The 25,631-nt window shown below is 50.4% G+C and carries 26 protein-coding genes; 12 read left to right on the top strand and 14 right to left on the bottom strand.

Annotation, left to right across the window (positions count from 1 at the left end):
- Window positions 1-193 precede the first annotated feature (193 nt).
- Together R1T41_RS00415 and R1T41_RS00410 are read right to left on the bottom strand one after the other, a co-directional pair.
- Window positions 194-1,486: a HEPN domain-containing protein gene (locus R1T41_RS00415; protein ID WP_317336854.1), complete on the bottom strand. Its 1,293-nt coding sequence runs from the start codon at window positions 1,484-1,486 to the stop codon at window positions 194-196.
- A 75-nt stretch (window positions 1,487-1,561) separates the two neighbouring features.
- Window positions 1,562-1,969: a hypothetical protein gene (locus tag R1T41_RS00410; protein WP_317336852.1), complete on the bottom strand. Its 408-nt coding sequence runs from the start codon at window positions 1,967-1,969 to the stop codon at window positions 1,562-1,564.
- 601 nt (window positions 1,970-2,570) lie between these two features.
- Here R1T41_RS00410 and R1T41_RS00405 point away from each other — a divergent pair.
- Window positions 2,571-3,302 carry an AAA family ATPase gene (locus R1T41_RS00405; protein ID WP_317336850.1) on the top strand — a complete coding sequence of 244 codons (732 nt, stop codon included), beginning with the start codon at window positions 2,571-2,573 and terminating at the stop codon, window positions 3,300-3,302.
- A 1-nt stretch (window position 3,303) separates the two neighbouring features.
- Window positions 3,304-3,681 (top strand): hypothetical protein, encoded by a 378-nt coding sequence (locus R1T41_RS00400; protein WP_317336849.1) that lies wholly within the window; start codon window positions 3,304-3,306, stop codon window positions 3,679-3,681.
- Window positions 3,682-4,148: 467 nt separating this feature from the next.
- Here the strand turns inward: R1T41_RS00400 and R1T41_RS00395 are convergent, their stop codons facing one another.
- The 4 genes from R1T41_RS00395 to R1T41_RS00380 form a co-directional block, all read right to left on the bottom strand.
- Window positions 4,149-5,225 carry a replication initiator protein A gene (locus R1T41_RS00395; RefSeq protein ID WP_317336848.1) on the bottom strand — a complete coding sequence of 359 codons (1,077 nt, stop codon included), beginning with the start codon at window positions 5,223-5,225 and terminating at the stop codon, window positions 4,149-4,151.
- A 679-nt stretch (window positions 5,226-5,904) separates the two neighbouring features.
- A complete protein-coding gene (locus tag R1T41_RS00390) occupies window positions 5,905-6,156 on the bottom strand; it encodes a hypothetical protein (RefSeq protein WP_317337051.1) in 252 nt (83 codons plus the stop codon).
- A gap of 11 nt (window positions 6,157-6,167) precedes the next feature.
- Window positions 6,168-6,716 (bottom strand): transglycosylase SLT domain-containing protein, encoded by a 549-nt coding sequence (locus R1T41_RS00385; protein ID WP_317337048.1) that lies wholly within the window; start codon window positions 6,714-6,716, stop codon window positions 6,168-6,170.
- The gene (locus R1T41_RS00380; protein WP_317337045.1) at window positions 6,713-6,943 is read right to left on the bottom strand and encodes a hypothetical protein; all 231 of its coding nucleotides are present in this window, start codon (window positions 6,941-6,943) and stop codon (window positions 6,713-6,715) included. The genes R1T41_RS00385 and R1T41_RS00380 overlap by 4 nt, the downstream gene beginning before the upstream one ends.
- Before the next feature lie 259 nt (window positions 6,944-7,202).
- Between R1T41_RS00380 and R1T41_RS00375 the strand changes: the two genes are divergently transcribed.
- The 5 genes from R1T41_RS00375 to R1T41_RS00355 all read left to right on the top strand — a co-directional run bounded on the left by R1T41_RS00375 (window position 7,203) and on the right by R1T41_RS00355 (window position 12,676).
- The gene (locus R1T41_RS00375; RefSeq protein ID WP_317337043.1) at window positions 7,203-7,688 is read left to right on the top strand and encodes a hypothetical protein; all 486 of its coding nucleotides are present in this window, start codon (window positions 7,203-7,205) and stop codon (window positions 7,686-7,688) included.
- Window positions 7,689-7,858: 170 nt separating this feature from the next.
- Window positions 7,859-9,052, top strand: coding sequence for a relaxase/mobilization nuclease domain-containing protein (locus R1T41_RS00370; RefSeq protein ID WP_317337042.1), 1,194 nt, complete (start codon window positions 7,859-7,861; stop codon window positions 9,050-9,052).
- Window positions 9,052-9,507, top strand: a complete 456-nt coding sequence (locus R1T41_RS00365; RefSeq protein ID WP_317337041.1) for a hypothetical protein — start codon at window positions 9,052-9,054, stop codon at window positions 9,505-9,507. Before R1T41_RS00370 ends, R1T41_RS00365 begins: the two co-directional genes overlap by 1 nt.
- Entirely contained in the window at window positions 9,504-11,909 is a 2,406-nt protein-coding gene (locus tag R1T41_RS00360) for a DNA topoisomerase (protein ID WP_317337039.1), read from the top strand. The genes R1T41_RS00365 and R1T41_RS00360 overlap by 4 nt, the downstream gene beginning before the upstream one ends.
- Window positions 11,906-12,676 (top strand): hypothetical protein, encoded by a 771-nt coding sequence (locus R1T41_RS00355; RefSeq protein ID WP_317337037.1) that lies wholly within the window; start codon window positions 11,906-11,908, stop codon window positions 12,674-12,676. The genes R1T41_RS00360 and R1T41_RS00355 overlap by 4 nt, the downstream gene beginning before the upstream one ends.
- A gap of 7 nt (window positions 12,677-12,683) precedes the next feature.
- Here R1T41_RS00355 and R1T41_RS00350 read toward each other — a convergent pair whose 3' ends face one another.
- A complete protein-coding gene (locus R1T41_RS00350; RefSeq protein WP_317337036.1) occupies window positions 12,684-13,250 on the bottom strand; it encodes a response regulator transcription factor in 567 nt (188 codons plus the stop codon).
- Between the two features lie 127 nt (window positions 13,251-13,377).
- Between R1T41_RS00350 and R1T41_RS00345 the strand changes: the two genes are divergently transcribed.
- From R1T41_RS00345 to R1T41_RS00325, 5 genes are all read left to right on the top strand, one after another.
- Window positions 13,378-13,845: a molybdopterin-dependent oxidoreductase gene (locus tag R1T41_RS00345; RefSeq protein ID WP_317337033.1), complete on the top strand. Its 468-nt coding sequence runs from the start codon at window positions 13,378-13,380 to the stop codon at window positions 13,843-13,845.
- Window positions 13,842-15,053: a HAMP domain-containing sensor histidine kinase gene (locus tag R1T41_RS00340; RefSeq protein ID WP_317337032.1), complete on the top strand. Its 1,212-nt coding sequence runs from the start codon at window positions 13,842-13,844 to the stop codon at window positions 15,051-15,053. Before R1T41_RS00345 ends, R1T41_RS00340 begins: the two co-directional genes overlap by 4 nt.
- 3 nt (window positions 15,054-15,056) lie before the next feature.
- Window positions 15,057-15,440, top strand: a complete 384-nt coding sequence (locus tag R1T41_RS00335) for a hypothetical protein (RefSeq protein WP_317337030.1) — start codon at window positions 15,057-15,059, stop codon at window positions 15,438-15,440.
- Window positions 15,441-15,818: 378 nt separating this feature from the next.
- The gene (locus tag R1T41_RS00330) at window positions 15,819-15,980 is read left to right on the top strand and encodes a hypothetical protein (protein ID WP_317337028.1); all 162 of its coding nucleotides are present in this window, start codon (window positions 15,819-15,821) and stop codon (window positions 15,978-15,980) included.
- 72 nt (window positions 15,981-16,052) lie between these two features.
- The gene (locus R1T41_RS00325) at window positions 16,053-16,538 is read left to right on the top strand and encodes a helix-turn-helix transcriptional regulator (protein WP_317337025.1); all 486 of its coding nucleotides are present in this window, start codon (window positions 16,053-16,055) and stop codon (window positions 16,536-16,538) included.
- Here R1T41_RS00325 and R1T41_RS00320 read toward each other — a convergent pair whose 3' ends face one another.
- From R1T41_RS00320 to R1T41_RS00290, 7 genes are all read right to left on the bottom strand, one after another.
- On the bottom strand, window positions 16,539-17,705 hold the full coding sequence (locus R1T41_RS00320) for a Y-family DNA polymerase (RefSeq protein WP_317337024.1): 1,167 nt from the start codon (window positions 17,703-17,705) through the stop codon (window positions 16,539-16,541).
- Between the two features lie 55 nt (window positions 17,706-17,760).
- Window positions 17,761-18,893, bottom strand: a protein-coding gene (locus R1T41_RS00315) for an IS3 family transposase (protein WP_317336890.1) whose coding sequence is annotated in 2 segments (ribosomal slippage) — window positions 17,761-18,644 and window positions 18,644-18,893 — 1,134 coding nt in all. Because the reading frame shifts where the segments join, the coding sequence is not laid out codon by codon here.
- Between the two features lie 310 nt (window positions 18,894-19,203).
- Window positions 19,204-21,570 (bottom strand): heavy metal translocating P-type ATPase, encoded by a 2,367-nt coding sequence (locus tag R1T41_RS00310; RefSeq protein WP_317337023.1) that lies wholly within the window; start codon window positions 21,568-21,570, stop codon window positions 19,204-19,206.
- A gap of 42 nt (window positions 21,571-21,612) precedes the next feature.
- Window positions 21,613-22,950, bottom strand: coding sequence for an APC family permease (locus R1T41_RS00305; protein ID WP_317337021.1), 1,338 nt, complete (start codon window positions 22,948-22,950; stop codon window positions 21,613-21,615).
- A 7-nt stretch (window positions 22,951-22,957) separates the two neighbouring features.
- Entirely contained in the window at window positions 22,958-23,407 is a 450-nt protein-coding gene (locus tag R1T41_RS00300) for a c-type cytochrome (protein ID WP_317337020.1), read from the bottom strand.
- Window positions 23,408-23,517: 110 nt separating this feature from the next.
- A complete protein-coding gene (locus R1T41_RS00295) occupies window positions 23,518-23,853 on the bottom strand; it encodes a YHS domain-containing protein (protein ID WP_064781637.1) in 336 nt (111 codons plus the stop codon).
- A 551-nt stretch (window positions 23,854-24,404) separates the two neighbouring features.
- Window positions 24,405-25,604: an ABC transporter ATP-binding protein gene (locus R1T41_RS00290; protein ID WP_064781636.1), complete on the bottom strand. Its 1,200-nt coding sequence runs from the start codon at window positions 25,602-25,604 to the stop codon at window positions 24,405-24,407.
- Between the last annotated feature and the right edge of the window lie 27 nt (window positions 25,605-25,631).

Raw genomic sequence — 25,631 nt, 5'->3', positions numbered from 1 at the left:
ATAAATCGCACGACAAACATTGCACGTTTTTGTGACTGCGTTTTTGTTCACAAACAGCACGTTTGCACATCACGTTTTTAGCGCACTTAAATCTGCGTGCAGAACTGCAAACTTGGCAGACACGAAATCCGTACACGTTTGTGTTCGCGTTTCGCTGCAATTCGCGAAATCATGAATTGCATTAAAACGGGTATCACGTGATACCTTCCCTGCTCCATTCCATTGGAAAACCGAAAGCACTTTTCTTTAACAGCTTTCCAAACACATCAACTGGCATGGATAAATCTGCTTTCAGCCAAATTTCATGCAATGTAGCCAAGGTCAGATATTCCAGACTATTGACGTCGATCCGGTGAAGTAGTCGGTCACCATCGTGAACAAGACGTGATCGGGAAACATACAACTCTCTTAGTTGTGCCGCCAATTCAAGTCGACTGGGAATATCATCAAATAGAACACAGGCTCCATGGCGGGCCAACTGATCGGCTATACCTTCACCGCTGTAAACAAGCGCCGTTTCTAGTGCCGTAGAGAAAAACAGCAATCTGCTCTCCAGCTTTGCAGCTTGCAGCCCTCTTGCCATCCATCCGAGCGCAACTCCCAGTCTTGCACCAACAGAACCGGTTTCACTTTGAAACAATATCGTAGTCTTGGCTTGAGTATCAGGAGATTGCAACCAACTGACTAGACTGTTTTCAATGACAATCTGATAGTGGTGCATCATATTATTCTCAAACAATCTGCCGTCTGAAATTCCGAATTCACGTGTAAAGGGCTCGCGCATTTCAGTTGGATGATACATCTGCCAGCCTACTCGATAGATATCGAATTGCTTCGATATCTTGTCGCAGATCGCCAGGAATCCGCAGGCGATGTCGATATACCATTCAGCCTGAGCTCGAGCTTTACTTTGTGCACTTACGCTTTCAACACGCCAAATATAAGGGCTGGCCCACTCAGACCAGTCCATAAAACCTGAGCCCAAGCGTTCAATTTCTGCTCGAACCGTATCATTTGTTAATATTTCTACAGGTCCAATCGAAACCTTGCTACTTCCAGCAACTCTCTGGACCACTGGGTTCCTGAAAAACAATTGCTGGCGTTTCGACGAGCCGTCATCAATTGCTTTCAGGGTCTTAGTTACGATCTCCTTGAAGCGATTGTTTTTTACATCGCAAATACCGTCGCGATGTAAATTAACCACTTCATTCCAGAGAATACGATCAATTTCTCCTTCGTCCAAACCAGTCGGACCGATCTGGCGCACAATTTTTACTGTTACTTCCTGCTGGAGTTTCCGTATTTCGTGACTGGTTGACAGGCCAACACCATTGACTAGCCGCCATCCGCCTGTAAGAAGTCCGTGCCTTCGATTGCCATCATGTCTCGACTGTCGTGAGACTGTAGCCTGTAGAAATTCAGTCACACGTCTGCGAATATCCGGGTGATCGCTAATGGTTCCCGTTTTTTTCTTCTTATTACCCAAAGATGATTCCCCCCAAAACAAGATCCGTCTATATGTGGGGGCACATTTCCTTCGCAGCCCCCTACCCTGCCCCAATCATTTTATAGGATCCCATCTGCCTGAAGCTTTACGGGGCTCTTCTGGCTCATCCTCGTCTTTCAAAGCTTCAGCGATCTGTTCCCGAACCGGTTTTTGTGCCTGTTCTTGCTGTTCGCTGTAAAAGTTTGCCTGGGCCGCAATCAGAAACTCCTGCAGCAAGCCTTTTTGTTTCAGGCGTACCAGCAGACGCATATGCTGGATATCTTCACCCGAAATGCGGTCAATGCCCATTTTCAATCGGCAATAGTGATTGTCTTTTGTCCATTTGGAAATGGATGTATGATTATTTTTCTTGAGCAAAGCTGCCAGCTTGCCCTGCCAGCCATATGTTCTGCCATCATTAAGATACACACCGATATCGTGAAGTTCTCTGGGTGTTATCGGCCTGATATTGTGAACCACCATCCCTGCCCTCTCCCGACTGCTGACACCACTATAGTGCCTCAGGCACAGAAGACAATATTTATTGTGCCTGAGGCACATTATTGTCGATTTTATCATAACTTTGGTGGATTGACTGTATGATGCACCTTATACAGACAAGGCACCATTCACAGCCCTCACGCATGAGGCAGATGCCGTCCAGATGCCTTTAGCTCCTGTGGCACAGAAGACACTTATAGCGCACAATACAGATTGTACGTCTTTTGCTATATATACAGATCACACATATAATACAGTTAAAACATGAAAGGCACTTCATGCGCATATAGCGCATGAGACGTATTCACTGTATTATATGTGCGATGCGCCGTTGACGAACAGGGCGTATTAGGCGCACAATACAGGTAAGACACCTATTACATATGGTACATATAGTACATATCAGGCGCTTAATGCTGTTCACACAGATAATACACGGATAACAGATCATGTGCTTAACACCGCATTAACAGATTTAGCGCATGATGCAGATCAAACACACATGGCGCATAATGCGCCACTTGCGCAAATGGCGTATTTAACACATATGACGCCTAACGCGCGTAAATGAGGGAGCAGATCGATGACTGAAGAAGATAACTGCTGGATCATCGTGACAGGCGGCCAAAAGGGCGGCACAGGCAAAACGACAATAGCAACCAATCTGGCTACCCTGTTTGCGGCTATGGGTTGGAAAGTGCTGCTTGTAAACGCAGACAATCAACGATCGCTGGTTACATGGAATGACCAACGCGCAGAACTTGGTCGCGAAACCGTGGAAGGGCAGGGCAAAGACTTCCATGAACTTACACTTGTAAGCCAGTTTGGCAAAAATCTGCATAAGGACGTCAAAAAGCTCACGCCGCAATATGATGTCGCAATCATTGACGCGGGTGGATTCGACAGTACCGAGTTTCGTTCGGCACTCCTTGTCGCAGATGTCCTGGTAAGTCCAATAAATGCCTCGTCATTTGATACATGGACGTTGAGCCAGGTTCACGAAATTATCGAGGGCGCAAAGATCAACAATCCGGATCTGAAAGCGGGTCTCATCCTCAACCGTGTCAATGCATCATCAGTCAGTGAAGCAAAAGCCGCTTTGAGAGCCATTGTCGAGGATGAAGAGGATCCTCTTGAAAGTTTCTTCCTCTATAAAAAAGCAATTGTGAACCGTAACGCTTACAGCCGGGCTCCTGCTCTGGGCTTGACTGTACATGAAATGCCTCGTCCGGATGCGAAGGCTAAAGAGGAAATGGTAGCCCTTCAGCAGGAAATTCTCGAAATCTTCACAGCCGCATCTGAGGAGGCTGCATAAAATGAGCAAGACACCAATCATCAGCAAGCCGTTAAAAAAGCGCCAAAACACTCAGATTCTGAATACGGAAGATAGCTCTTCAAAGGCGAGTGAATTCGTATCTGGTGCCGCCGTAACAACAAGCCCAGCTGTTGTGAAAACAAGCGATAAGCCTGCCAAAATCCAGTTCGAGCGTAAGAATTTCCGTTTCTCGAAAGATGAAGTTGCCAAAATCGAGGACCTTAAGGTCAAGATCCTGTTGGCCGGTAGAGAGAAAGGGCAATCACTCTCTCTGTTCGACAATGAAATCGCCCGCCTCGGAATTTATGCACTGTCCAAGCTGACAGACGATCAACTGATTGCTCTTTGTGCTGAAATGCCTCGCGGCCGCAGGAAATGACTGAGAAGACCAGTTAAGCAGGGCAGGGGGCGTAATGCCCCCCCCTTTTTCATGTTCAATCGAGCTTATAGCCACGTAACATATTATTCCCGCTCATGAATATTGATTATTCCTGCTGTTTGTCTTATATTTAAAAAAACTGAACACCGAGCTTACTGGAGTTGGGGCGGGTTCGATCCCCGCCATTGTGCTAGCTCTGATGGCCCTTTTTGTCGTCCTGGTCGCTATCCATGCGGTCGGGCATTATTTCAAGGAGGTCACCATGAGCGAAAAATCAAAGAATTCGAAGTCCGAGACCTGCACTGTGAAGCGTTGCAAAAAATACCTGACTAAACCTTTGTACCATATCTTCGAAACCCTATGGGCAATTGGTGCTGGTGTGATGGCGACGGTGGTAACTCCGCTCCTGCTCATAGAAAAGGGATCGTCCGTGACGATCCCTTTTTCTTTTGACTTGATAAGATCAACTAAGCCGGTTTTCCCCGATTATCAAACCAGGTAGACGCAAATTTAAGCAAATGAGCATCCGGATTACGGGGGTTGGTATCGAGATCGCCAAGCCAGTTTCGCCATTCCTGCTCAATCATGTATGGATCCCAGCCAGGTGCTCTTTCTCGAATACCCTCGTAAACATCCGGGCTTACTGGCCCGTTCCAAGGTTCGGCTGAAGTCGTAGCCGCATTCATCGTCCCACGATTAACGTAGTTGACCATATCGCTCTTTTGGTCATAGTGGATCTCGTAATCTGGCAGATGGTTGCTGGCTGCCACATCCTTAACCATCTGTCGAAACCGCTTTTCGGGACTTTTTGACCCTGACTTTTTCCAAAGCATGCCGACTGATACGCGCCAGCTTTTCTGTTTGCCGCAATGCTTTCTCCCCAACTCATAAATGCGACGTTCAAGCGGTTTGCGCAGTCGGAAATAGTCGCGATGCAAGGTAAGCACTTCATTGCTCTTGATAGCATTGAAAACCCATTTGGAAAGCTCAACCTCACAGGAAATGATACGTCCATCCAAACCGTGCTTACGGCGAACAGATGACTTTTCTATCAGGCCAAACGTATCGGTCTGCTCTTCATCTCCCGTCACAATGTTCGTGCTGATGACAGTGCCCTTGATACGCTCAAGTGCATCGACCAAGGCGTCATAATCCTTTCCAGACGTCCCGCGATTGGTAAAAATCAGAAGATCACGAATGCTGATCGAGATTCGCCGACTTACAGGCTCACCGCGACGCATTGCTGCCATGACCTGGGAAATGCAGTAGATCAGGATGTCTTTGTCATAAATGGTTGCCAGCCCTTTGACGCTGGGGACAACTCGGATCCACTGATCATTATGACGATACTCACGTATCGTTGTTTCTGGCTTTTTGCTCAGAGAATAGAAGGGGTGTTCGAGCTGCGGCATGATGTCCTTCAGAACCGCGTCCGCGACATCACAAACAAAGAGATCATACTGTGGATGCCTTTCTGGCACCAAAGCGAGATCATCACCTGGAGAAATGATTTCCACGTCTTCTACGTCGATCTCGATTGCCACCCTTTACTCCCCACTTCGTGGTATCGGTGACTGATATTCGGGGTATCAATTACCAATTGTCAAGCTTCGGGGTATCAGTTACCCGAACTGATACATTCGGGGTTTTAGTTACCTTTGCCATGAGTTCGGGGTTTTAGTTACCGAAAGGCACTTTTCGGGGTATTAAGTACCATGTCGACTGAATCGCCATCATGCATGAAGTTTTTTTCGGGGTATCAGTTACCCGGCATGACACATTCGTGGTTTTGAGTACCTTCGGTTCGTGGTTTTGAGTACCGATGCAACAAGAAATAAGTGACGAGAAGGTCGATCAGCAAGTGATTGCCGACCCCGACCTTCGAAAAGTGGTAAAATGGAGTCGTGAATATAAGGGATTCGGGGTATCAGTTACCGCAGATGATCAGGAACGACAATCGGGGTATCAGTTACCATAGAACGGGGTTTTAATTACCTTGGATCGGGGTATCAGTTACCGAGACCTCAAAAAAACAACCCGCAAAGCCACGCGTGACAAGGGTTGCAGACTTATCCACAGAACCCTTAACACAGAATCATAACACAGTTATAACACCCCTAAGAGAGAGTGATGAATTTACCACCTGTGGATAACTTGCTGAAACGAAGAAAGAATGGCCTGCAGAATTCGAGGTGTCCTGCCATCAAAACAAACCTCAAAAATTCAAAAGAAGCCAGATCTCTCTGGAAACGGGATCACGACACATTCAACCGTTTCCGTCCCGGGCTCTATCTTCGATTGGCCTTCAGGAAGAAGATCGGCTTTGCCCGGCCGACGCGTCACGGAAACGGGGGAGGGAAGGGCACTAATGTCCTGGCAGAAAAAGCCGGCCAGTCTGTCCGCCACATTTTTCAGATCGTGATGCGACACATTGCTGAAATCAAGATGGCATTCCGGATCGTTCTTATCAGCCATATTCCTGCTCCTCACCGGGCACAGTCTACAGAAGTGCCCCGCAATGATGCAAAGGTCTTTGCAACCGCACAGGCATAATCACGACCTCTTTCTTCGATCTGGCTGCCTTTTCGATCCGGGCCAACGTGATATGCCATCACGGCCTTATCCCATGATCCGGTATAAGCCCGCATTTCCTTAAGGTGGTTTCCGGCGCAGCGAGCGTTAATTCGCGCTTCAAACAGATCACTCGCCTGATCGGCACATGATTTACCCAGCCAGCGCCAGTGGATCTGGAAACAGCCAAGATCGAAGCTGTCACTTTCAGATTGAAGTCGATGCACGGCGATCTCTGCATCCCTGCGCGTCGCATATCGTTTGGCTCTGCCCCGGTCATTGACGGACCATGGCCACATGACGCCATGAAAACGGCTCTCACGTATTCCGATAGCGACAAGCAATCCTGCGGGTATGCGCAATTCATTCTCGATCAAGCGGGCTGCTTCGAGGCATGTATCGCCTGCATATGCCGGTGAGGAAAAAAAGCACAGAAGTGCCAGGACAAAACGATGACGTGTCACTGGAACTCTCCCCGCAACCACCGGCTCAGAACCAGCAGGCCGACAATTACCAGTGCGATCAGCAGCCATCCCCATACAGCGCGAAGAACGATATAGCGGAAATTTACCCAGAACCAGTGCCTCCACCCGCGGAAATCCGCACGAAACGGGGGCCAGAACTGATGTTGCAGAGCCTGCCAGATGCGGTTGATCTCGCGCAGAAAGCCTGCCTTCAAGCTTTTGTACATACCTACCCCTTTTGCGACACACCTTTTTGATCAAGTGATACGCGTGACGTCGATACTGACACGCTGAATGAAACATGTGACACGCCTTTTAGCCTGCCTGCTACAATCATGGTGCTGCATTTTTATCTTTCAATACATGACGGCAAACCGGCATGTTCTTTTAATAAATGTCTCAAATGCCGCTCAAACCAACGCCTTGACCGCCATTTTCCTAAAATACTAATCCCTCAAAAAGTCTTTTGCAGGATTAGGGATTTGTATGACATTTATTTGTTCATTGAAAGATAAATTATCTTTTGATACCCATATGTATGACGTTGGTATTTGGGGGAGATGGCTTTCAATGACAGGGAAGCTGGAGAGGACCGTGAAATCCGTTCGGTTGGGGACAGATGTCATCGACAAGATCAATGACAAGGCTGGCAGACGCGGGTTTTCAAGCTTTGTCAGGAAAGCAGTCGAGGCGCGTCTGGGGAGTCAGGATGAAACCGTTTTCACGGAAGAAGAGCATGCAACTGTCAAGGGTTTGACCAGGCAGTTACAGGCTGTTGGCACGTTGCTCAATCAGGTCACCATTCGTGTGCACAGTCTGTTTGGGGCACAGCCTGAAAATCCGGCCGGCGTCGAAATGGCGGATCTTCGCAAGCAGATCGATACTGTCGAGAGTGTTTCCGCCCAGGTTCGTTCGGTGGTGGGGGAAGCCCAGAGCTTTCTCGCCAGTAAAGGCGAGAGGAAGTCGAAATGATTTCCGGGGGAAACACTTACCGAATTCGCTCAGTAGGAGAGGGGTGGGACCAGGGCTCCGGCCAGTCTGTTGTCGTCAAGCATACGTCTTCCCCCGCCAAAACATCCAAAGCCGTCGGTGCCCTTATTGACTACATTGCTTGCGCGCATCGATCTGTTTCCCGCCCTGCCATGCATCTGGACCTTTATGACGAATTCGGAGCGATTGTTCCTTTCGGGCAACGTCGGGCGCAGCTGCGCAACTGGCATATTCTGTCAGATGCCGATAATCGCAAACCGGGCCGCGAAGGATCCTCACCAGATGATATGCGGCGATATCAGGCGCATCATCTGATCTGGTCGATTGATGCCGGCCAGGCCGGATTGAGCGATGAAGATGCCGAAGCACGCATGCAGGCGATTACCCGCGAATTCATTTTCCAGAATTTTGCGATGGAAGGCCGCCCCGTATTATGGACGATACATCGAGACAAACCCGGCCGTCCGCATGTCCATATGGTGATTTCGGGTTTCGATGAAGACGGCCGTGCTCTTGCACTGGATCGGTCCCGCCGTAAACTTGATGATTTCTGCGCCGATATTGCACGGCTTGGCAGGGTTTACGATGTTCCGCTTGTCTTCAGCCGTCGGGAAGACCGTCCCGGACTGCGTTCCCGCATCTATCAGGGTGTCGATACCCTGCGCAGCAATCGCAAACGGGTCAGCTATGAGCGATCGACAGATCTTCGCGAACGGGCACCGATCTGGTGGCGCGCACACTCGCAACATCTGCTTGAAACTTTATCGGATATCGAAAGTGGCAGGGAAGTCAAACCGCGACCGTATCGCCGGCGCGGCGACAGCCTTGATCTGCCGGGAGAGATGTTTGACGGTATCTATGCCGATCCGCGCGCCGCGGCAGAGAGATTTGCGCGAATGGTGTCCGGGAAAGGCGATGGAAAAGAACGCGCTCTGGCAATCTGGTATTTTCTGCATCGACCTGAATATTTTGGCCATCCAGCTTCACGGAAATTCCCGGATTTTGACCTGCGCCGGAAGATTGCCGAGAGCCTTGGCCGTATCACTCATTTTCCACGTCTGGCACCTGCAAACAATGGTGACGCCTGGCGTGATCTTCTTGCCTTCAGGCGTAAACGCCGGCAGGGCAGGGACATAGATGGCATTCGCCGCTCGCTTGAAGAATTGGCGACGATTGCCGACGACAACGGAGTAAATCCGTTAACCGTTAGCAGCATTCGTCTGGTGGTCCGGGAGGCCGCGGAGACAGCCGCGACATTCGACAATGCAAAACCCCGTGGGGCGCGTCGAACCTGGCCATCTCTGTTGTCGACGAATGGTCTGTCGCTATTCAAGAGGGATAAGTGATGCCAACACCGGTTCTTGTGTGCGGATATCTGCCACATGCAGAGGAAACAGTCGCACAACGTGTTGAGGATGCCCCAGACTGGCGCGAAGCTGTCCGGTCGGTAAAACGACCCTTTGCCGGGGAAATGATGTTTGTTGTCGCCCTTGACGATCAGTCACGACGATCGCCAGAGGGGGTTTGGGAGAACCTGCCTCTGGTGGAAACGCGCTGGACAAGAAAGGAACTGACGGATCGGTTTCCTTTCACGATTATCGGCTTCAACAATATGAGCATGGAACCTCTCATGCTTCATGTCGAGGGCGGTAACTGGATCATTGCCGCGCAATGCGTTGTTGCCGAGAGAAACCAGGAAGGATTTCATTTCGTTGCCGCCTTTGAAGGGTTCATACCTCAAAGTGATGTGCTGGGATCCTTTACGGTTGTGGATCGGGATACTTTTGGTGACGCTGCATGATCACCGGTTACCTGACCGAAAAGCACACCCAGGCAGCCGTCCTGGCCCGGGCTTTGGGCGGAAAACCGTCTGCCGCAGAGAAGTCGGCAGGTTTTTACAGGATCGGCGACAATATCATTACATGGGCAGCCGGCCATCTTTTCCGGCTTTTTTCGCCGGAAGAATATGACCCCGCGTTAAAAACCTGGTCATTTGACAGCTTGCCGTTTCCTTTCAGGGATTTCAGATATTGTGTGGATGCGGAAAGCTCCAACGGTGCGCTCAAGGCCCGCCAGTTCCGTATCATAACCGATCTCAGCAAGCAGGTTGATCGCTGGATTATTGCGACGGATGACGATCGGGAAGGGGAAGTGATCGGGCGACAGGCCCTCGAATTCGCCGGCTGGAAGAGAGATATAGGCCGTCTGATCTTTTCTGCAGTGGATGAGCGTACCTTTCGCAAGGCGCTTGGAGCAGAAAAGCAGGCAAGTACCTTTGACGGCAGATATCGTGAAGGTCTGACACGTGGTATCGCCGATTTTGTCATCGGTCTGGAAATCACGAGAGCCAGTCACCTTGCCTTCAGTCAGGGAGATCGGCGATCGATTGTGGTTTCCGGCGGCCGGGTGCAAAGTCCGGTACTGTCACTGATAGAAGATCGATGTGCTTCCATCCGCAACTTCAAACCGGAAGATTATTTTGAACCGGCGCTTGTTTGCAGTGTTGGTGGCAGCTCTGTGGAGCTCATCCATTCCCCTGATCCGAAAATCTTTGACAGATCACTTGCGGATCGCATCGGCGCATCTGTTCCCGATCGCATTTCCCTTGAAGTTTTGACAAAGCCGGGCAGGAAAGCGCCACCAAGGCTCTACAATTCAAGCTCACTGTTTGGGGATGCTGCCGATCATTTCGGCTGGGAATCAGCACATACACTGGCTGTCGCCAACCGGCTGTATCTCGATGGCCACATCCTTTACCCCCGATCGGACTGTGAATATCTGCCCGAGAGCATGGCAGCGGAAGCCGGATTGCTGCTTGATCGCCTGGGACAGGTTGAGGAAATCTGTCCTGAAGGCTCGGCAGGTATTCTGGATGCCGGCTTCAGGGTGCGAGACGACATCTACAATGACAGAAAGATAACGGCGCACACGGCCATTATCCCGAATGTCAATCGTCTGAAGAGCACCAATCTTGATCTTTCTGCATTTGATCCAGACGAAAAGCAGCTCTTCATCATGATCGCCAGACGATTTCTGGTATCTCATCTGCCTGATGAGGAGTTTCTGCAAACCAATGTGTCATGGACGGCCCCGGGTGGGGAGATATTCCGGACCACCGGCAAGGTTGTGACCAAGCCAGGCTGGAGACGTTTATATCAGGCTGCTGATGAAGATGAAGAGGCTGGTTCTGAAAGTGTGAATATCAGGTTGCCAATAGAGCTGCAGGATGGATTGACGGTTCATGTTAGTGACTGTTCCATCAAAAGGAAAAGCACCCGTGCGGCACCCTGGTTTACGGAAAAGTCTCTTCAGGCGGCTCTTGAGAAATATGGGTTTGGAACGCCGTCAACTTTTGCCGAACATATCAAGGGCCTTCGCGCGCGGTTATACATCGCCGGATCCGTCAAGAAGATCGAGATAACGGGTAGGGGATCAGAAATCGTCAAGGGGTGGCGTAAGACTGTTCCGGAACTGCTTTCACCTAAAATGACGGCCTATATTGAAACCCGATTGCGCGAGATCGAACAGGGCAAAACGGGCATGGCTGATGTCATTGCTGAAATCCGCCAATTGTCGGCCAGATGGGTTGAAGCTCTTCGTCAGGCACCCGCGGATCTGGTGGATATCTCCCGAATTTCCATATCACGTCCCCCGACCTTAAAGCAGAAGGCTATGGTTCGGCGGGCCGCGGAAATGCTTGGCATTCCCGTATCGAAAGAAATTCTGCAGGACCGTGATGCCTGTTCTGATTTTCTCGAACAGCACAGGCAGAAGCTGGATGAAGCTTTCCGGGTTCCTTCCGGGGAAATGATTGCGCTGGCACGTGCGATCACGCATGGAAATCCCGAACTCGAACTGTCTGAAGAATTGTTGTCATCGCGGGAAGCTCTTTCGGAATTCATCAACAGGCACCGGGAACATGCGGTCTTCAAGCCTTCTGACAAGCAGCTTGAACTTGTTCGAAAGCGGGCAGGACAGTTGGGGATTGCCGTACCACAGAATGTTTTGTCGGATGCCAGGCGCCTGTCAGTCTGGATTGAAGAACATCCAGTTCCACCAAGCTCAAAACAGCTTCAACTTGCACAAAAACTGGCATTGGCCAGCAAGATTGAGCTTCCGCAGGACTGCAAATTCAATGCGACAAGGTGTAGCGCCTTTATCCAGAATCATTTTGTGGCAAGGGAGCGTAAGAAGGCAAAATGACTGTATTTAAATCCCTGGGAATTGCGCTGCTGTTGACACCGATCCTGTTTCGGATGGCCTTGGCGCAGGATGTTGAGCCGATCGATTGCACGGATCCGTTATCCTATGGTCAGAGTTTTGACGCATTGAAGGCCTGTCGATCGCATCGACCCCGTTATATTGAATTTCAGGGTCAGCGGGTTCGCATTGGCGCCGAGATGATGATTTGCGAACTGGAAAATGAAGTTTCTCCAGTTCCGGAACTTGTCAAATATTGCGAAAAATTTATCCAGGAGTTTCCTTCACGTTCTAAAGACCTGTCTTCAGAGGTGATGAATGCTGTCCGGTTCGCGCGCACGACGCTGATCCAGATTGAAGGTGTTCCGTTCTTCCTGTCTCAAATTTATGATCCGGACAGTATTGCCGAACGCATGTTCGGGAGTGGGGCGTGGGAAAAAGCCCGCGAAATTCTTGATATTGCTCCTGCCCAGTTGTTCTATGACCGTAAACTGTCCCTTCTACCTTTCGGCGCGGAAGGAGAGCTCATCGAGCTTCCGGATCACAGGTTTGCCTGGACCGGCGAACTTAAGGTCCGGCTTTACCGAAACATTGTCACTGATGGTGAATATGCCATCGAGCTGATTGCAGAAACCAGGGAAAATCTGTTCATGGAGCTCGCTTTCGATCCGGAACGGGCAAATGATATAAGCCCTCTTGGCGTGTATGTTACTTCTTTTGATATGAACCGGGCGGGACTACTCGCATGGGTAGAGCAGCAAATTGAGTAAAGCCGGTTCAGGTTCCCAGCTTGCTGCGGATCTGCTGGCGAACCTGTTTGATGTATCTGTCGGAAGTCTCCAGCTGTCGGGCGATTTCCTGCGTGCCAAGGCCGCGGCAGACAAGCTCGTATACTTCATTTTCCCGTGGAGACAATCCGGTATAGGTTCGCCGGATTCCGGCACTGCTGTCGGCATCGACGAATGTCAGTTTCTTGCCCTGTTCAATCTCGGATATGGCATCGGCAAGGTCGGAGAGATGAAATTTCGTCTTTGGCAAAAAGCCATTGGCCCCGGCACTCATGGCATAGGGGGCATCCTCGGGCACGAATGAGCCTGTCCAGACGATGATGCAGCTTGTAGGGGCGACTTTGCGGATTTCGCGTAATCCACCCATGCCGACCGCTCCCGGAATGCGCAGATCAAGGAGAATTGTGTCGATTGGTCTGTACTGGTCGATCACCTGAAGTGCGTCGGGCAGATTGGCTGTCGAGTGGATTTCGGCATCCCCGAACAGGATGCGTCCGGACTGCACCAGCATTTCTCTGGTGATATGTTCATCTTCGACGATCAAGACTTTCTTCATGCGGAACAGGCCCGAAGAGTTGGCTACAACCAGTGCGAAAGTGGCCTATCCTTTGGAGTGGGAAGCACGACTTCACTTTTGTCTTTTGGTAACACTGACCTAGTGTCATACAAAAATGGGGGATTGAATGAAAGTGGTGCGACTACTCGCACTGGCTGTATTGGCGGGCTTTCCCTGCTTTACAGCTGGTGCCACGGAACCGGTGCTGAAAGTGACAACCGAAATTGGTTCGCATTCTTATGCACTTAGCAAACTTGACCGTTTTGATCAGAATGTCATCTCGACACGAACGACCTGGTCTGATGTGGAAAAAAAATTTTCCGGGCCGCTCGTGCGAGATGTCCTGGCCGATTCCGATATGCCCCTGGATGCCGGATTTGTCCTGGCAAAAGCATTGAACGGTTACAATGTGCGCATACCGGTCAGTGAATTTATCGATACGGATGTGATGCTCGCGACACGGGTCGATGGAAACAGGATCGCACTGGAGGATCGTGGTCCGTTACGGATCATTTATGATTATTCGACAGTCGGTCCGGTCAAGGATTCCTTCTGGGTCTGGATGCTTGATGAAATGGTACTGGTGGCAGAATGACGCTCAGAACCATTCTGGCTTTTGTTGCAACAGGCCTGGTTGTGCTCGGATTGTCGGCCGCTCTTTTTAAAGTGGCTATGGAAATCGAGGAGGAAGCTGACCTCACGAGCCGCTGGCATGCAGAAGCGATCTGGCAGATCAGTCAAACGGAACGCGCCCTGCATCGATTTGCGCTGGCTTTGCGTGACAGCGATGATTTTGTGACTGAGGGCGCCATATATATGGGGCAGGGGCGCATGTTGCCTGAAATGCCGATTTTCGGTCAGCTCCGGCTGGGTCACGAAGAAATTTTGAACTTTGGCCGACAGGTGGAATGGACCGGCAATGCCATGAGGGCCGGTAATCCGGAAGCTTTGAAAATCCTTCTGGCAGAGCAGTCCGAGTTGCTCTCGGCCATTGCCATGGAATTTGCGATCCGTGATGACGCTTATCCGGATTTGTTCATTTCCCAGCGCAGTATTTTTCATCGCTGGTTCGTCGGCCTGCTGACCCTTCTGGCTCTCTCGTCAATTGCCGTTATGGCGCTTTACTACAAGAATGCAGAGCTGCGTTTGTCCCGGGCCGAAGAAGCCCGTTTGCATATGGAAAGGCTTGGCTTGTTTGCCGCCGGGATTGTTCATGAATTCAATACCCGACTTCCCGGCCTGCGCTGGGCCTTTGACCGTGCGATCATGGGAGATCCGAAAAAGGAAGCTGCAAGCGCTTATGCCCTGATTGATCATATGGCCGAATTGACCGGCAGGTTGCTCCTGCTGGCACGGGGGACATCCCATATCCGGTCAGAAGAGTTTTTGCTTGAAAGCTTTATTGAGCGGGAGAGCGTTTCATTTGCCGAGATTCTGGGGCCGGGCATCAGGCTGGAGAGTTCTTCCTGTCGCGGGACAGTGGTTTTTGATCCTGTACAGTTACGTTCAATTCTCAGCGAAGCGTTTGCGAATGCGCGCGATGCCATGGGTGGAGAGGGGACAGTCCATCTTGCCTATGGCAGGGGGCGCCTGACTGTTCGCGATACAGGACCAGGGATCGCGAAAGAAAATCTGGAGCTATGTTTCGAGCCCAGTTTCACGACAAAAGGAACAGCCGGCACCGGCCTGGGGCTGGCTGTAATACGTAACATTGTTTCCTCATCGGGGGGGAAGGTTACGTTGGAAAACCATAAGGGTGGTGGAACCAAACTGATTATAGATTTTTCGGCCGGGGAGACTTGAGGAATGCTTGCGGGAACGCTTGAAAAGCAGAAATGCTATGACATTGTATTATATGTAACTTTGCCGGAACTGTCCCGGTTGCGCAGGATCTATGGAGCTTCACACATTCGCTATAGACGCGAGAATGGCAAGCTGATCGGGCTTGTATCCTGCCGCTTTAAGTATGCAGATAGTCTGCGGGACAAGTATTCCGATCGTCATGCCCAGGAGCACTATTCTGTCTGGTGGCAGGAATATGAAGCGCAACAGGATGAGCGTCAGTATATGGGAGAGGAACCCATGGATGCAGAGGCATATCTTGCGGCCTTTCCTGAATACATGCTTGAACCTGAATACCCATCCCTGCCAGAGGCAGATATGAAGGACATCAAAAGACGTTTTGCCTGATTTCAATTCGGGCGTTAACATGGGTTGAATGATCCGGTCGGGCTGGGACCAAATCTAAATTTTGACTGGCGCATTACCCCATTTGTTCCTGGCTCAAACTGTCATTTGGGAGAGTGTATGACCTTAGCCGGCTTTCAGGAACGGCAGAGAATTGCCGATTTGCTTTCATCCGATGCAAAAGAGAGCATTCTCGCCGATGTCCGCTCCGGTTTCACCTGCGACAGGCAAGTTGTTTTACGTGTTTGTCGGTCAACTCATCTGCTGAGTGGCATTTTCCATCCCACGACTGCCCGTTAATCCCTGATGCTTAAAATCTCCTGCTGGCAGGCAAAAGACCTGTTGGGGGAGATTTCATGTTCAAGACACCAGGGAGATAATATGCGTTCTGAACATATGGAACTCGAAAAATCATGCGGCGAGCTTCTCGCTGAACTGACAAAGCTGGGTGCAGATCCTGTCTATCGTGAAGCCCAGTTTTATCTGAACGCAGCGCATCAGGCGCTGCGTTCCAAAACAGACCTGCAAAAACAACCCGGTTAGGGCTAAAGTAATGGATACGAGCAGGGAAGGGCCGGATTACGGCCCTTCCTCTATATTTCGGGGGGAGAGAGTATGAATAAAACAGCATCGCCTGGCCGCAATCGCCGCGGGCGCCGCAGTCGAGATGTGTCGAAACTCGGACCAGATCCGGTTGATCTTCATGTTGGTAAGCGGGTGCAAATGCTGCGTGTGTTTCACGGCATGGGTCAACAGGCATTGGCCGACGCTGTTCATCTGACCTTTCAGCAGATCCAGAAATACGAGCGCGGCATCAACCGGATCAGCGCCTCCAGGCTGTTTGACTTTTCCCTGATTTTCAGCGTGCCGGTCGGTTTCTTTTTTGAGGAAATGCCTGATGAGGTCCGCAATCAGGCCGTTTCCGAACGATATCTGACGTCGGCGAAAGATGTCACCTTCCCGCTCAATCCCCTGCAAAGACGTGATTCTTTAGAGCTGCTGCGGCATTTCTACCGCATAGAGGATGAAGAACAACGCAAGCGGATCTGCGACCTGGTCAAATCCATGTCGAAACGTCCTACAGAAGATGCGCCGGGATGATCATCTGAAGCGAGGTATGTCGCTCCAGCGGGTCGTATAGCAGGGACTGCGGTTGTCCGACCGGGTAAACCAGTCGACGCGGCTTCGCGGCAACCTGCCGATGACCACGGAATCACGACCGAACTTTTCTTCCAGTCGGTCGATGGAGGTCATCAGCGGCGAGGTCGATATCGGTGCCGGTGTAAACAGGTCCCGAGGGGCAGCTTCAGGTCGACAGAGATCAAGCAGCATGATTCCGGCTTTCTTTACCTGAAGGCTCGGTTGCCAGAGGCGAACGACATTCTGGCCAATAGCCATGCAGATATGTCTGGTGTCGTTCGAGTACGGCAGTAGACCGATATCGACCGCGCGCGAGAATTGCGGCCGATCCGGACGGAACCGGTTGCCCAGGGCAAAAATCTGTATCCGACCGGAGACGAGCCCAGCCCGGCGCAGTTTGAAGCAGCCGCGGCCGGCAAAGCTGAAAAGCAGATCAGAGAGCGCGTCAGGGGACGTGATCTCACTTGCAAGCGATCGAGATACGCAAATCGTCTGTTTGTCGGTCGGGCTGTCATCCAGCGGGAAACAGCGTTGACACCGCAGCTCACGGACCGTTTTAAGGCCGCACACGGCCATTATGTCTCGCGCTGACCTGTCTGGCATGTCCCGAAGCTGCCGGGCATTCTGTATGCCTAAAACGGACAGCTTGCGGGCATATTGGCGGCCGATACCCCAGACATCGCCAACCTCTGTTCGTTCAAGTGCCAGATCGATCCAGTCCGGGCGATCGAGGACCAGGACGCCGGCAGCTTTGACGGATTTCTTTGCCAGCCGATTGGCCAGTTTCGCAAGCGTCTTGGTGTGGGATATACCTATTCCGACTGGAATGCCGGTTTCGCGATAGATCCTGTCCTTCAGCGCCCGCGCCCAAATGGTCAGATCGGGCAGGGGCCAGTCTGACAGATCGGCAAAGATTTCATCGATCGAATAGACTGAGCTTTCCGGCACAGCGGATGAAACCAGTTCCATGACGCGTCGGCTGATATCACCATAGAGCCCGTAATTACTCGATTTCACGATCACGCCGTGCTGGCGCACGAGATCTTTGATTTCAAAAAGCGGTTGCCCCATTTTGATGCCAAGGGCCTTGGCTTCATTGTTATGTGGAATTAGAGAGGTAGGCGACAAGTTCCCTATTCTGAATTAACTGAATAGCCCCTGGAATTGTAGACACCCGGATTGATCAGATTTGTCGTCTTTCGAATTCGACGGGTGACAACATCCCATTGGTACTATGTTTGCGCTTCGGGTTATAGAACATTTCTATGTAGTCGAAGACGTCCTGACGTGCCTCATCCCGTGATTTATAAACCCTGCGGCGGATGCGTTCGCGTTTAAGCAAGTTAAAGAAACTTTCGGCAACAGCATTGTCATAACAGTTTCCGCGGCGGCTCATACTATGTTCCAGATCGTGCTGACGAAGGAAAGCGGCCCAGTCGATGCTGGTATATTGGGAACCCTGATCAGAATGGATCAGTACCCTGTTCTTTGGCTTTCGCCGCCAGACGGCCATCAGCAATGCTTGCAGAACAACATTTGTATCTTGTCGCTGCTTCAATGCCCAGCCAACCACCATGCGGGAATAAAGGTCAATGACGACGGCAAGATACGCAAATCCTTCCTGTGTCTTGATATAGGTGATATCGGTCACCCAAGCGGTATTTGGTCTGGCGGTATCAAACTGCCGATCCAGTTTGTTGTCAGCGACGACAGCCGGTTTGCCGCCATATTTGCCGGGACGCTTCTTGTAACCGATCCGCGCGCGTATGCCTGCATTGCGGGCCAGTCGGGCCACACGGTTCGGGCTGCAACGCTCTCCCATATCCATCAGATCATCATGGATCTTGCGGTAGCCATATACCTGACCGCTATCTTCCCATATCTGGCGAACAAGCGCGGTCTGCCTTTGGTCTTCCAGAAACCGGGCGCTGTGTGGTTTCTTCTGCCAGGCATAAAAGCCACTGGGATGAACCTGCAAACACCGGCACATGGTGCGGACCGAATAGACCCGGCGATGCTGGTCAATAAACGCGTACCTCATTTTGCATCCCTGGCGAAGTACGCGGTTGCCTTTTTTAGAATATCGCGCTCCTCGGTGATCCGGGCGAGTTCTTGCTTCAGGCGGCGTATCTCGGATGATTGTTGATCAGCTTCAGCAATCGCATCAGGGGACTTGCTGAACTTCTTCCTCCACACATACAGGGAATGTGTGCTGACACCGAGACGTGCAGAAACTTCCGCTACTGAGTAGCCTCGTTCGGTAATCTGGCGAACGGCATCAATCTTGAACTCATCGGTAAAATGACTCTTGGGCATCGTAAACTCCTTGCCTCAATTTATAGGCTATCGGGTGTCTACAATTCCAGGGGCTATTCACACAAAAACTGTTCAGTCAAATTATATAGGTGGTTAGAAGATAAGTGCATCAACACTAATTCGATGAAAATAGATTTCTGGCTACCAAGTGTAAAAAGTCGACAGATGAATTTTGGGAACGGATCAGAAGAGATTTAAAGTTCTGAGTGCTGGCTGGTATGTCATTTAAAATGGGCGAGGGGTGAACTGTCGTGTATTAAAGTCAGCCTTGTCTGGTTCACCCCTCGCCCAATCAGTCAATATTGGGATGCTAGTAACTTGCTCGACGTAACCTCAGTGCATTCGCAATGACTGATACCGAGGATAAGCTCATGGCTGCAGCTGCAAACATTGGTGAGATGAGAATGCCAAAGAACGGATAGAGCAGACCCGCAGCAACAGGCACACCGGCTGCGTTATAGACCATCGCAAAGAAGAGGTTTTGCCGGATATTGCGCATCGTTGCTTCCGAGAGTTCTCGGGCTCTAACAATCCCGCTCAAGTCACCTTTGACGAGGGTGAAACCAGCACTTTCAATTGCAACATCAGCGCCCGTACCCATCGCAATTCCGACATCAGCCTGAGCAAGAGCAGGGGCGTCGTTGACGCCATCACCTGCCATGGCTACCTGATGGCCTTCAGCCTTGAGTTCCATAATTAAATTGGCTTTGTCTTCTGGGGAGACATCGGCCCGAATCTCGTCAATGGAAAGTTTATTGCCAACGGATTTTGCTGTTCGTTGGTTGTCACCGGTTGCCATGACGATTCTGAAGCCTTGCTTCTTGAGCGCCTTTAAAGCCTCCAACGTCGTGTCCTTGATCGGATCGGCTACGGAAATGAGCCCGGCAATTCTTCCATCAATAACGACATGCATTACCGTCTCCCCCATATCTCGCCGATCATTTGCTGTTTTATCAACAGCAGAATGATCGATATTGAGAGTCTGAAGGAGTTTGCTATTACCTAGGGCAACCGACTTGCCACCCACCTTTCCGGTGACGCCCTGACCGGTTACAGCTTCAAATTCCTCTGCCTTATCAAGGGACAATCCGCGCTCCTGAGCAGCACTGACAATGGCGTCAGCCAATGGATGTTCGGATCCCTTTTCCAGCGCCGCAGCGACAGAAAGAACTTCCTCCTCCTGAAAATCCGGTTGGGCGATTACACCTGCAAGTTTTGGTTTACCCTCTGTCAAAGTCCCGGTTTTATCGACAATGAGCACATCGATCTTCGCAAATCGCTCCAAGGCCTCTGCATTTTTAATGAGCACACCAATTTGTGCACCACGGCCGGTCGCTGTCATGATTGACATCGGCGTTGCCAAACCAAGGGCGCAGGGACACGCAATGATCAGAACAGCAACCGCTGCGACAAGCCCGTATGACAATGACGGATCGGGCCCCCAGATGGCCCAAGCGACGAAGGCGATCAAAGCAACCAGGATAACAGCAGGCACAAACTTGCCTGCAACCGTGTCTGCAACCTTTTGGATTGGCGCTTTGCTTCGCTGAGCATGGGAGACCATATCAACGATTTGGCTCAAGACAGTATCTTTGCCAACCCGTTTGGCCAGGATGATCAGGCTGCCATTTCCGTTGATTGTTGCTCCGGTGACATCGTCATCTGGATTTTTTTCAATTGGAACGGGTTCACCCGAAATCATGGATTCATCAACTGACGACCGTCCTTCAACGACAACGCCATCGACAGGTATCTTGTCACCTGGGCGAACCCTCAAACGCATTCCGACGGTTACATCCTCAAGAGGAACTTCTCGTTCAGAACCATCATCTTCAATAATGCGGGCTGTTTTCGCAGCAAGACCCAATAACGCTTTGATTGCCGAGCCGGTTCGTTCCCGAGCCCCCAATTCCAACAGTTGGCCAAGAAGCACAAGTACAACGATGACAGCTGCAGCTTCGAAGTACACACCGACATGTCCCTGTGCATCTCTGAATCCATCAGGAAAAATGTCAGGAGAAATCACTGCGACGACGCTAAATATATAAGCTGCGCTAACACCCATCCCGATCAATGTGAACATGTTGAGAGAACGGTTCACCACAGAATTCCATCCACGAACCATGAATGGGAAGCCAGACCACAGGACGACAGGCGTTCCAAGAATTAACTCAACCCAAAGAGTAACGCGTTCTCCAATCATTTCTCGGATGAAACCCAAACCAACAAAGGGCCCCATCGTTAGGACAATCAGCGGCACCGTAAGAGCTGCGCCTAACCAGAATCTCTTTTTGAAGTCTTGAATCTCGGGGTTTGGTTCCTCATTTTCTGTTGGTATATCCATCGGTTCCAGTGCCATTCCGCAGATCGGACAGGAACCAGGTTCGGATCGTATGATCTCCGGATGCATCGGGCAGGTGTAGCGGCGAGAAGCGGATGACGAAGCGCTGTTTGCAGCAGATGTCTCTTCCTTTGCGGATAATACGCTTTCAGGAGAGCTATCGAACTTGCTCTTACATTTCTGGGAACAGAAGTAATATGTCTCATCGCCGTACGGTGAGCGTGGTGTATCGGAATCCAGCGTGACCGACATGCTGCAAACAGGATCGGTTGCATGTTCTGCTTGATCCGACGTTCTGTGATTATGCTGGTGCTTTTTATGATGATGCTCAGACATGGTCTGCTTCCTGCTGTTATGCCTCAATGTCACTGCGGTTTATCAATGTCCTGAGTGATCGTGACTGTGCGCCTTGGCCGATTGGTTTATCCGGTTTGACAGGAACCAACGTTCAAAAATGAACACAGCAACAATCATCAAGGTTGCAATGAGAACAATGGATGGGTCGCTTTGCAATTTCATGCCGGCGAAAACGAGCAATACGATGATGTCGAAGACAATCGCTGTAATCATAACAAAGCCGCGTGCACCTATTTCCTGCCGTAGATACTTAAAACATCCCCAGTGGATGAGCACATCCATGACGAGATAGAAAAACACTCCAAGTGAAGCGATCCGGCTTAAATCAAAAAAGATTGTCAACAGCGCTGCCACGACAACCGTGTAAACAAGCGTGTGGTCTTTGATTGAACCGGACATTCCAAAATGACTGTGTGGGATCATCTCCATATCAGTCAGCATCGCGAGCATTCTTGAGACAGCAAACACGCTTGCAAGTAAACCGGAGGCCGTCGCAACGACTGCGAGCAGCACAGTCAGATAAAATCCGGTAGGGCCCAATGCAGGCGCTGCGGCTTCGGCAAGGGCATAGTCTTTGGCTTTTATCAGTTCATCCAAGCCAAGACTTGAGCCAACAGCGAGCGCCACGAGAATATATACGACAACGCAAATCAGGATTGAGAACGTGATCGCACGGCCAACATTCTTGTGAGGGTTCACGATTTCAGCGCCGCTATTCGTGATCGTAGTGAATCCTTTGAAGGCTAGAATTGAAAGAGCAATTGATGCTACAAAACCGGCTAGAGGAAAACTCGCGCCGTCAGTTGATGACGGCTCGAACGAATATCCACCAGCCCACAGAGCTGCAATTGCAAACAAAGCAATTCCACCGATCTTCAGTGTGGCCATGACCATTGAAAACACACCAACCGATTTGTTGCCAGCTCTGTTGACAGCATATGCAAAAATGATCAGGCAGACACCCAAGATCGGTATCAGAACTTCACTATCTGTCAGGTCAAAAGCCCGCAAAACATAGGTTCCGAATGTTCTTGCGACCAAACTCTCGTTGATGACCATCGAAAAGGCCATCAGCAATGCTGCGCCACCTGCTATGGCTCCCGGCCCGTATGCTTTTTGAAGAATCATTCCAATCCCGCCCGCTGACGGGAAGGCGTTTGACATCTTGATGTAGGTATAAGCACTAAAAGCAGTGACAAGTGCGCCAAACAGGAACGACAACGGGAACCACTTTCCTGCAAGTTCGGCAATTTGTCCGGTCAAAGCAAAAATTCCTGCTCCGATCATAACACCGGTGCCCATGGATATGGCGCCAAGGAGCGAGATACTGTTTTTTTTGTATTCTGACTGATGGTCCATCCCTGCCTCACATTTGATGTTGTTGGTACATAATGCCGTTTGCTTCCTGCAGCTCGCGTATATAACGAATGATCCGCGATACCTGTTCCGAACTTACCTGAGGTTGGGCTGGCATATCGCCGAAGGGCCAGTGATGTTGTTTCGCCCCGTTTTGAACAGCTAGATAGAATGCGCGATCTGAATGATGTCCCGGATTGTAGATTCTGTGCATCAGTGGCGGGCCTTGTTCCGTGCCTGTTGCATTGCGTCCGTGACAAGCAGCACAGTTCATATCGAAAAGCTGCTTTCCTACCATGGCTTCCTTGCTGAAACTGGGGAGCGCAATCCCGCTATCGGTCAGTTCAAGATCTTTGATGTCATCTTTCCCGGGCAGAAACGAATTCAGGGTCATGGCGATGATCCCTACTGCGAAAAAACCGATAACCAAATACTTTGGCCAATTGATTTGTTTTTTCATTTTCTTCGGGCCTTTGTTTTATGCGTATGTATCAAATATTCGAAGACACGTGAGACCAAGGGAACTAGTCAACCCTGGTCCTGTTGCTGCCGCCTATTGATTTCGCTGAACTAGCTTGGCGATACGTGAGTTTGTCGGCTAATTGCGCTGCCATCGACATAGGTATCTGGCGACACTTCAAATTTCGAACGACAGGTGTCTGAACAGAAGTAGAATACTTCACCGCCATAAATGGCTGTTTTGGCGATGCGCGGATCGACAGTTTTATGACAAACCGGGTCAACGGCGGACTGAGGGTGCTCCCATCGGATTGCCTCAGCCTGACCGTCCGCTTGTTTCTTATTGTGGGTGTGCTTTTTGTGCCCAAACATGTGAGCACCGCAACCAAAGCGCATCATCAATATGATGAAGGCTCCCCAAAGCAACCAACTGAGAATATTTTCCATTTCTCTTCGCCATCCCATAAATACCTTTAGGTATGACTGTTCCGTCTGAAAGCAGCATGGTGCAGAACACCAAGGCTCGATCTGTACGCATGCCATCGGCAGGTGCAGAACCCAGAACAGTTATTCGCTATTTGTTCGGGAGGATCAGGATATGGGAGGCTGGAAAATCCATGACCGAGATACCGGCTGAAGGGACACTTCTTCTATCCCGTTCTGTACATGGGAAAACTCGGAAACCGGTAGGATAATCTCGGTAAGGACCGCTGATGTGGAGTGACAAGAAACCTGAGGGCAGCACGAAGCCAGGTCATGCTGGTGTTCAACGTCAAAACCATTGAGTTCTGCAGAATGCGCAGGAAAAGATCCAGTCGACGCGACTGCAATATGGGGAGCAAGCATTATAGCGCTAATCCCGACGAGCAGGATCAGTACGGCGCGTATTAGTGCTTGCTGTGCATTCATTGATCAAACTTCCTTTGGGCAGTAACGTAACACTTATGCCCTTAAATATCGAGTTACGTTGACCTACCTCAATTAAGGGGACGTTTTTTTTAACCGACTTCAGACAGAACCGTTACATCTGCAAGCCGGTTGTCCGTACTGTTGATTTCCTTTGAGATGTAAGGTTTGATTTCGGAGTATCTGACGTGAGCATCGGCTTGCGCCTGATAGTAGCGAAAGAGCTCTTTTAGCGGAGCGCCCATGTCTTTGTATGCAGTTAATACTGCGATTAGAGCCCCGAGCGTGAGATCGCCTTTTATCACCAGATACCCTCCAATTGTGTAAAAGAAGAAGGGCGTCATCTGTGATATGAAATTGTTTAAAGACTTCATGGCGAACTTGTTCTTGTGGATAGAGAGACGAAGGTCGTGAAGTCGCTTGTATGACCCGTAAATATCCCGGGCACCTGGCTGGTTATCGTTTGAGATGTTCCCTATCTTCTCGCCGAGAACTCTGACTTCCTTCAGCCGCGTTCGAGACAAAGCATTAATTTTCTTCTGGAATCTGGGGATGACAAAAATCTGAAGCGGCAACAGTGCGGTTGCGGCGATGCCCAAAACCAAATCTTGCACGAGCATGAAAGTCAGAATCGTCAGGAATGTACCGCCTTGTAACAAAGGCAGCACAATCGACTCTGCAGCATATCCAGCTACGGGCTCTACCTCCTGCACAATAACCGGAATCAATTCCCCTCCTTTGGGGGATGGCTTTCGAAAGCTGAATTTTGAAATATCAAGCCGTAGGCGGCGTGACATGTGTTCTGCCAGCGCACCGGATTGCAAATTAACCTGATATTTCAGCCAGCCATGCACGCCAATCGCCAATAAAAAAAGCAGACAGAGAGTAAGTAAAGCCATCGTTTGAGAGAACTCCATTCCTAAATAGGTAACTGGAAAATGTCCTGACTCAATGGCGTTGTTGATGATCAACTTCGGAAGCTCGAGGCTCATGTAAAGAGCCGGCAAAGAGGCCGTCGCCAGTAGCCCCAGTTTTATCTGCCGCTTCCATGAAGCTCTGAATATGTACTGCAGGAGCGCTGTTCCGCTCTTTGCCGAGGGCTTTTGAGCCTGTTGCGCAAGAACAGATCTGCGGCGTCTTAAAGCCCTGTATCCCGTCGCGCTGAGAATAATAATTAGCGCAACCGGCACCCCAAACACCACCAAATGGAATACAAGATGAACCCACCAGTGTGCATCGCTTGATATGTAGTGTGTCAAGCGATGCCCCATATCGTGGACGATTTCCATCATTGTAGTTAGGTTCCTTGAGAAGGTTCG

Source organism: Thalassospira lucentensis, assembly GCF_032921865.1.
GTDB classification, from domain to species: domain Bacteria; phylum Pseudomonadota; class Alphaproteobacteria; order Rhodospirillales; family Thalassospiraceae; genus Thalassospira; species Thalassospira lucentensis_A.
Note: the sequence above shows the minus strand (reverse complement) of the source record. Positions and strands in the feature narration are given on the sequence as shown.

Bases quoted from the DNA above. Each gene is read 5' to 3' on its own strand.
- R1T41_RS00370 (WP_317337042.1), top strand. From the start codon at position 7,859: ATGCATCTGGACCTTTATGACGAATTCGGAGCGATTGTTCCTTTCGGG.
- R1T41_RS00365 (WP_317337041.1), top strand. From the start codon at position 9,052: ATGCCAACACCGGTTCTTGTGTGCGGATATCTGCCACATGCAGAGGAA.
- R1T41_RS00330 (WP_317337028.1), top strand. From the start codon at position 15,819: ATGCGTTCTGAACATATGGAACTCGAAAAATCATGCGGCGAGCTTCTC.
- R1T41_RS00300 (WP_317337020.1), bottom strand. From the start codon at position 23,407: ATGAAAAAACAAATCAATTGGCCAAAGTATTTGGTTATCGGTTTTTTC.
- R1T41_RS00360 (WP_317337039.1), top strand. From the start codon at position 9,504: ATGATCACCGGTTACCTGACCGAAAAGCACACCCAGGCAGCCGTCCTG.
- R1T41_RS00390 (WP_317337051.1), bottom strand. From the start codon at position 6,156: ATGGCTGATAAGAACGATCCGGAATGCCATCTTGATTTCAGCAATGTG.
- R1T41_RS00400 (WP_317336849.1), top strand. From the start codon at position 3,304: ATGAGCAAGACACCAATCATCAGCAAGCCGTTAAAAAAGCGCCAAAAC.
- R1T41_RS00310 (WP_317337023.1), bottom strand. From the start codon at position 21,570: ATGTCTGAGCATCATCATAAAAAGCACCAGCATAATCACAGAACGTCG.
- R1T41_RS00380 (WP_317337045.1), bottom strand. From the start codon at position 6,943: ATGTACAAAAGCTTGAAGGCAGGCTTTCTGCGCGAGATCAACCGCATC.
- R1T41_RS00295 (WP_064781637.1), bottom strand. From the start codon at position 23,853: ATGGAAAATATTCTCAGTTGGTTGCTTTGGGGAGCCTTCATCATATTG.
- R1T41_RS00335 (WP_317337030.1), top strand. From the start codon at position 15,057: ATGCTTGCGGGAACGCTTGAAAAGCAGAAATGCTATGACATTGTATTA.
- R1T41_RS00340 (WP_317337032.1), top strand. From the start codon at position 13,842: ATGACGCTCAGAACCATTCTGGCTTTTGTTGCAACAGGCCTGGTTGTG.
- R1T41_RS00305 (WP_317337021.1), bottom strand. From the start codon at position 22,950: ATGGACCATCAGTCAGAATACAAAAAAAACAGTATCTCGCTCCTTGGC.
- R1T41_RS00350 (WP_317337036.1), bottom strand. From the start codon at position 13,250: ATGAAGAAAGTCTTGATCGTCGAAGATGAACATATCACCAGAGAAATG.
- R1T41_RS00325 (WP_317337025.1), top strand. From the start codon at position 16,053: ATGAATAAAACAGCATCGCCTGGCCGCAATCGCCGCGGGCGCCGCAGT.
- R1T41_RS00355 (WP_317337037.1), top strand. From the start codon at position 11,906: ATGACTGTATTTAAATCCCTGGGAATTGCGCTGCTGTTGACACCGATC.
- R1T41_RS00375 (WP_317337043.1), top strand. From the start codon at position 7,203: ATGACATTTATTTGTTCATTGAAAGATAAATTATCTTTTGATACCCAT.
- R1T41_RS00345 (WP_317337033.1), top strand. From the start codon at position 13,378: ATGAAAGTGGTGCGACTACTCGCACTGGCTGTATTGGCGGGCTTTCCC.
- R1T41_RS00405 (WP_317336850.1), top strand. From the start codon at position 2,571: ATGACTGAAGAAGATAACTGCTGGATCATCGTGACAGGCGGCCAAAAG.
- R1T41_RS00290 (WP_064781636.1), bottom strand. From the start codon at position 25,604: ATGATGGAAATCGTCCACGATATGGGGCATCGCTTGACACACTACATA.
- R1T41_RS00410 (WP_317336852.1), bottom strand. From the start codon at position 1,969: ATGGTGGTTCACAATATCAGGCCGATAACACCCAGAGAACTTCACGAT.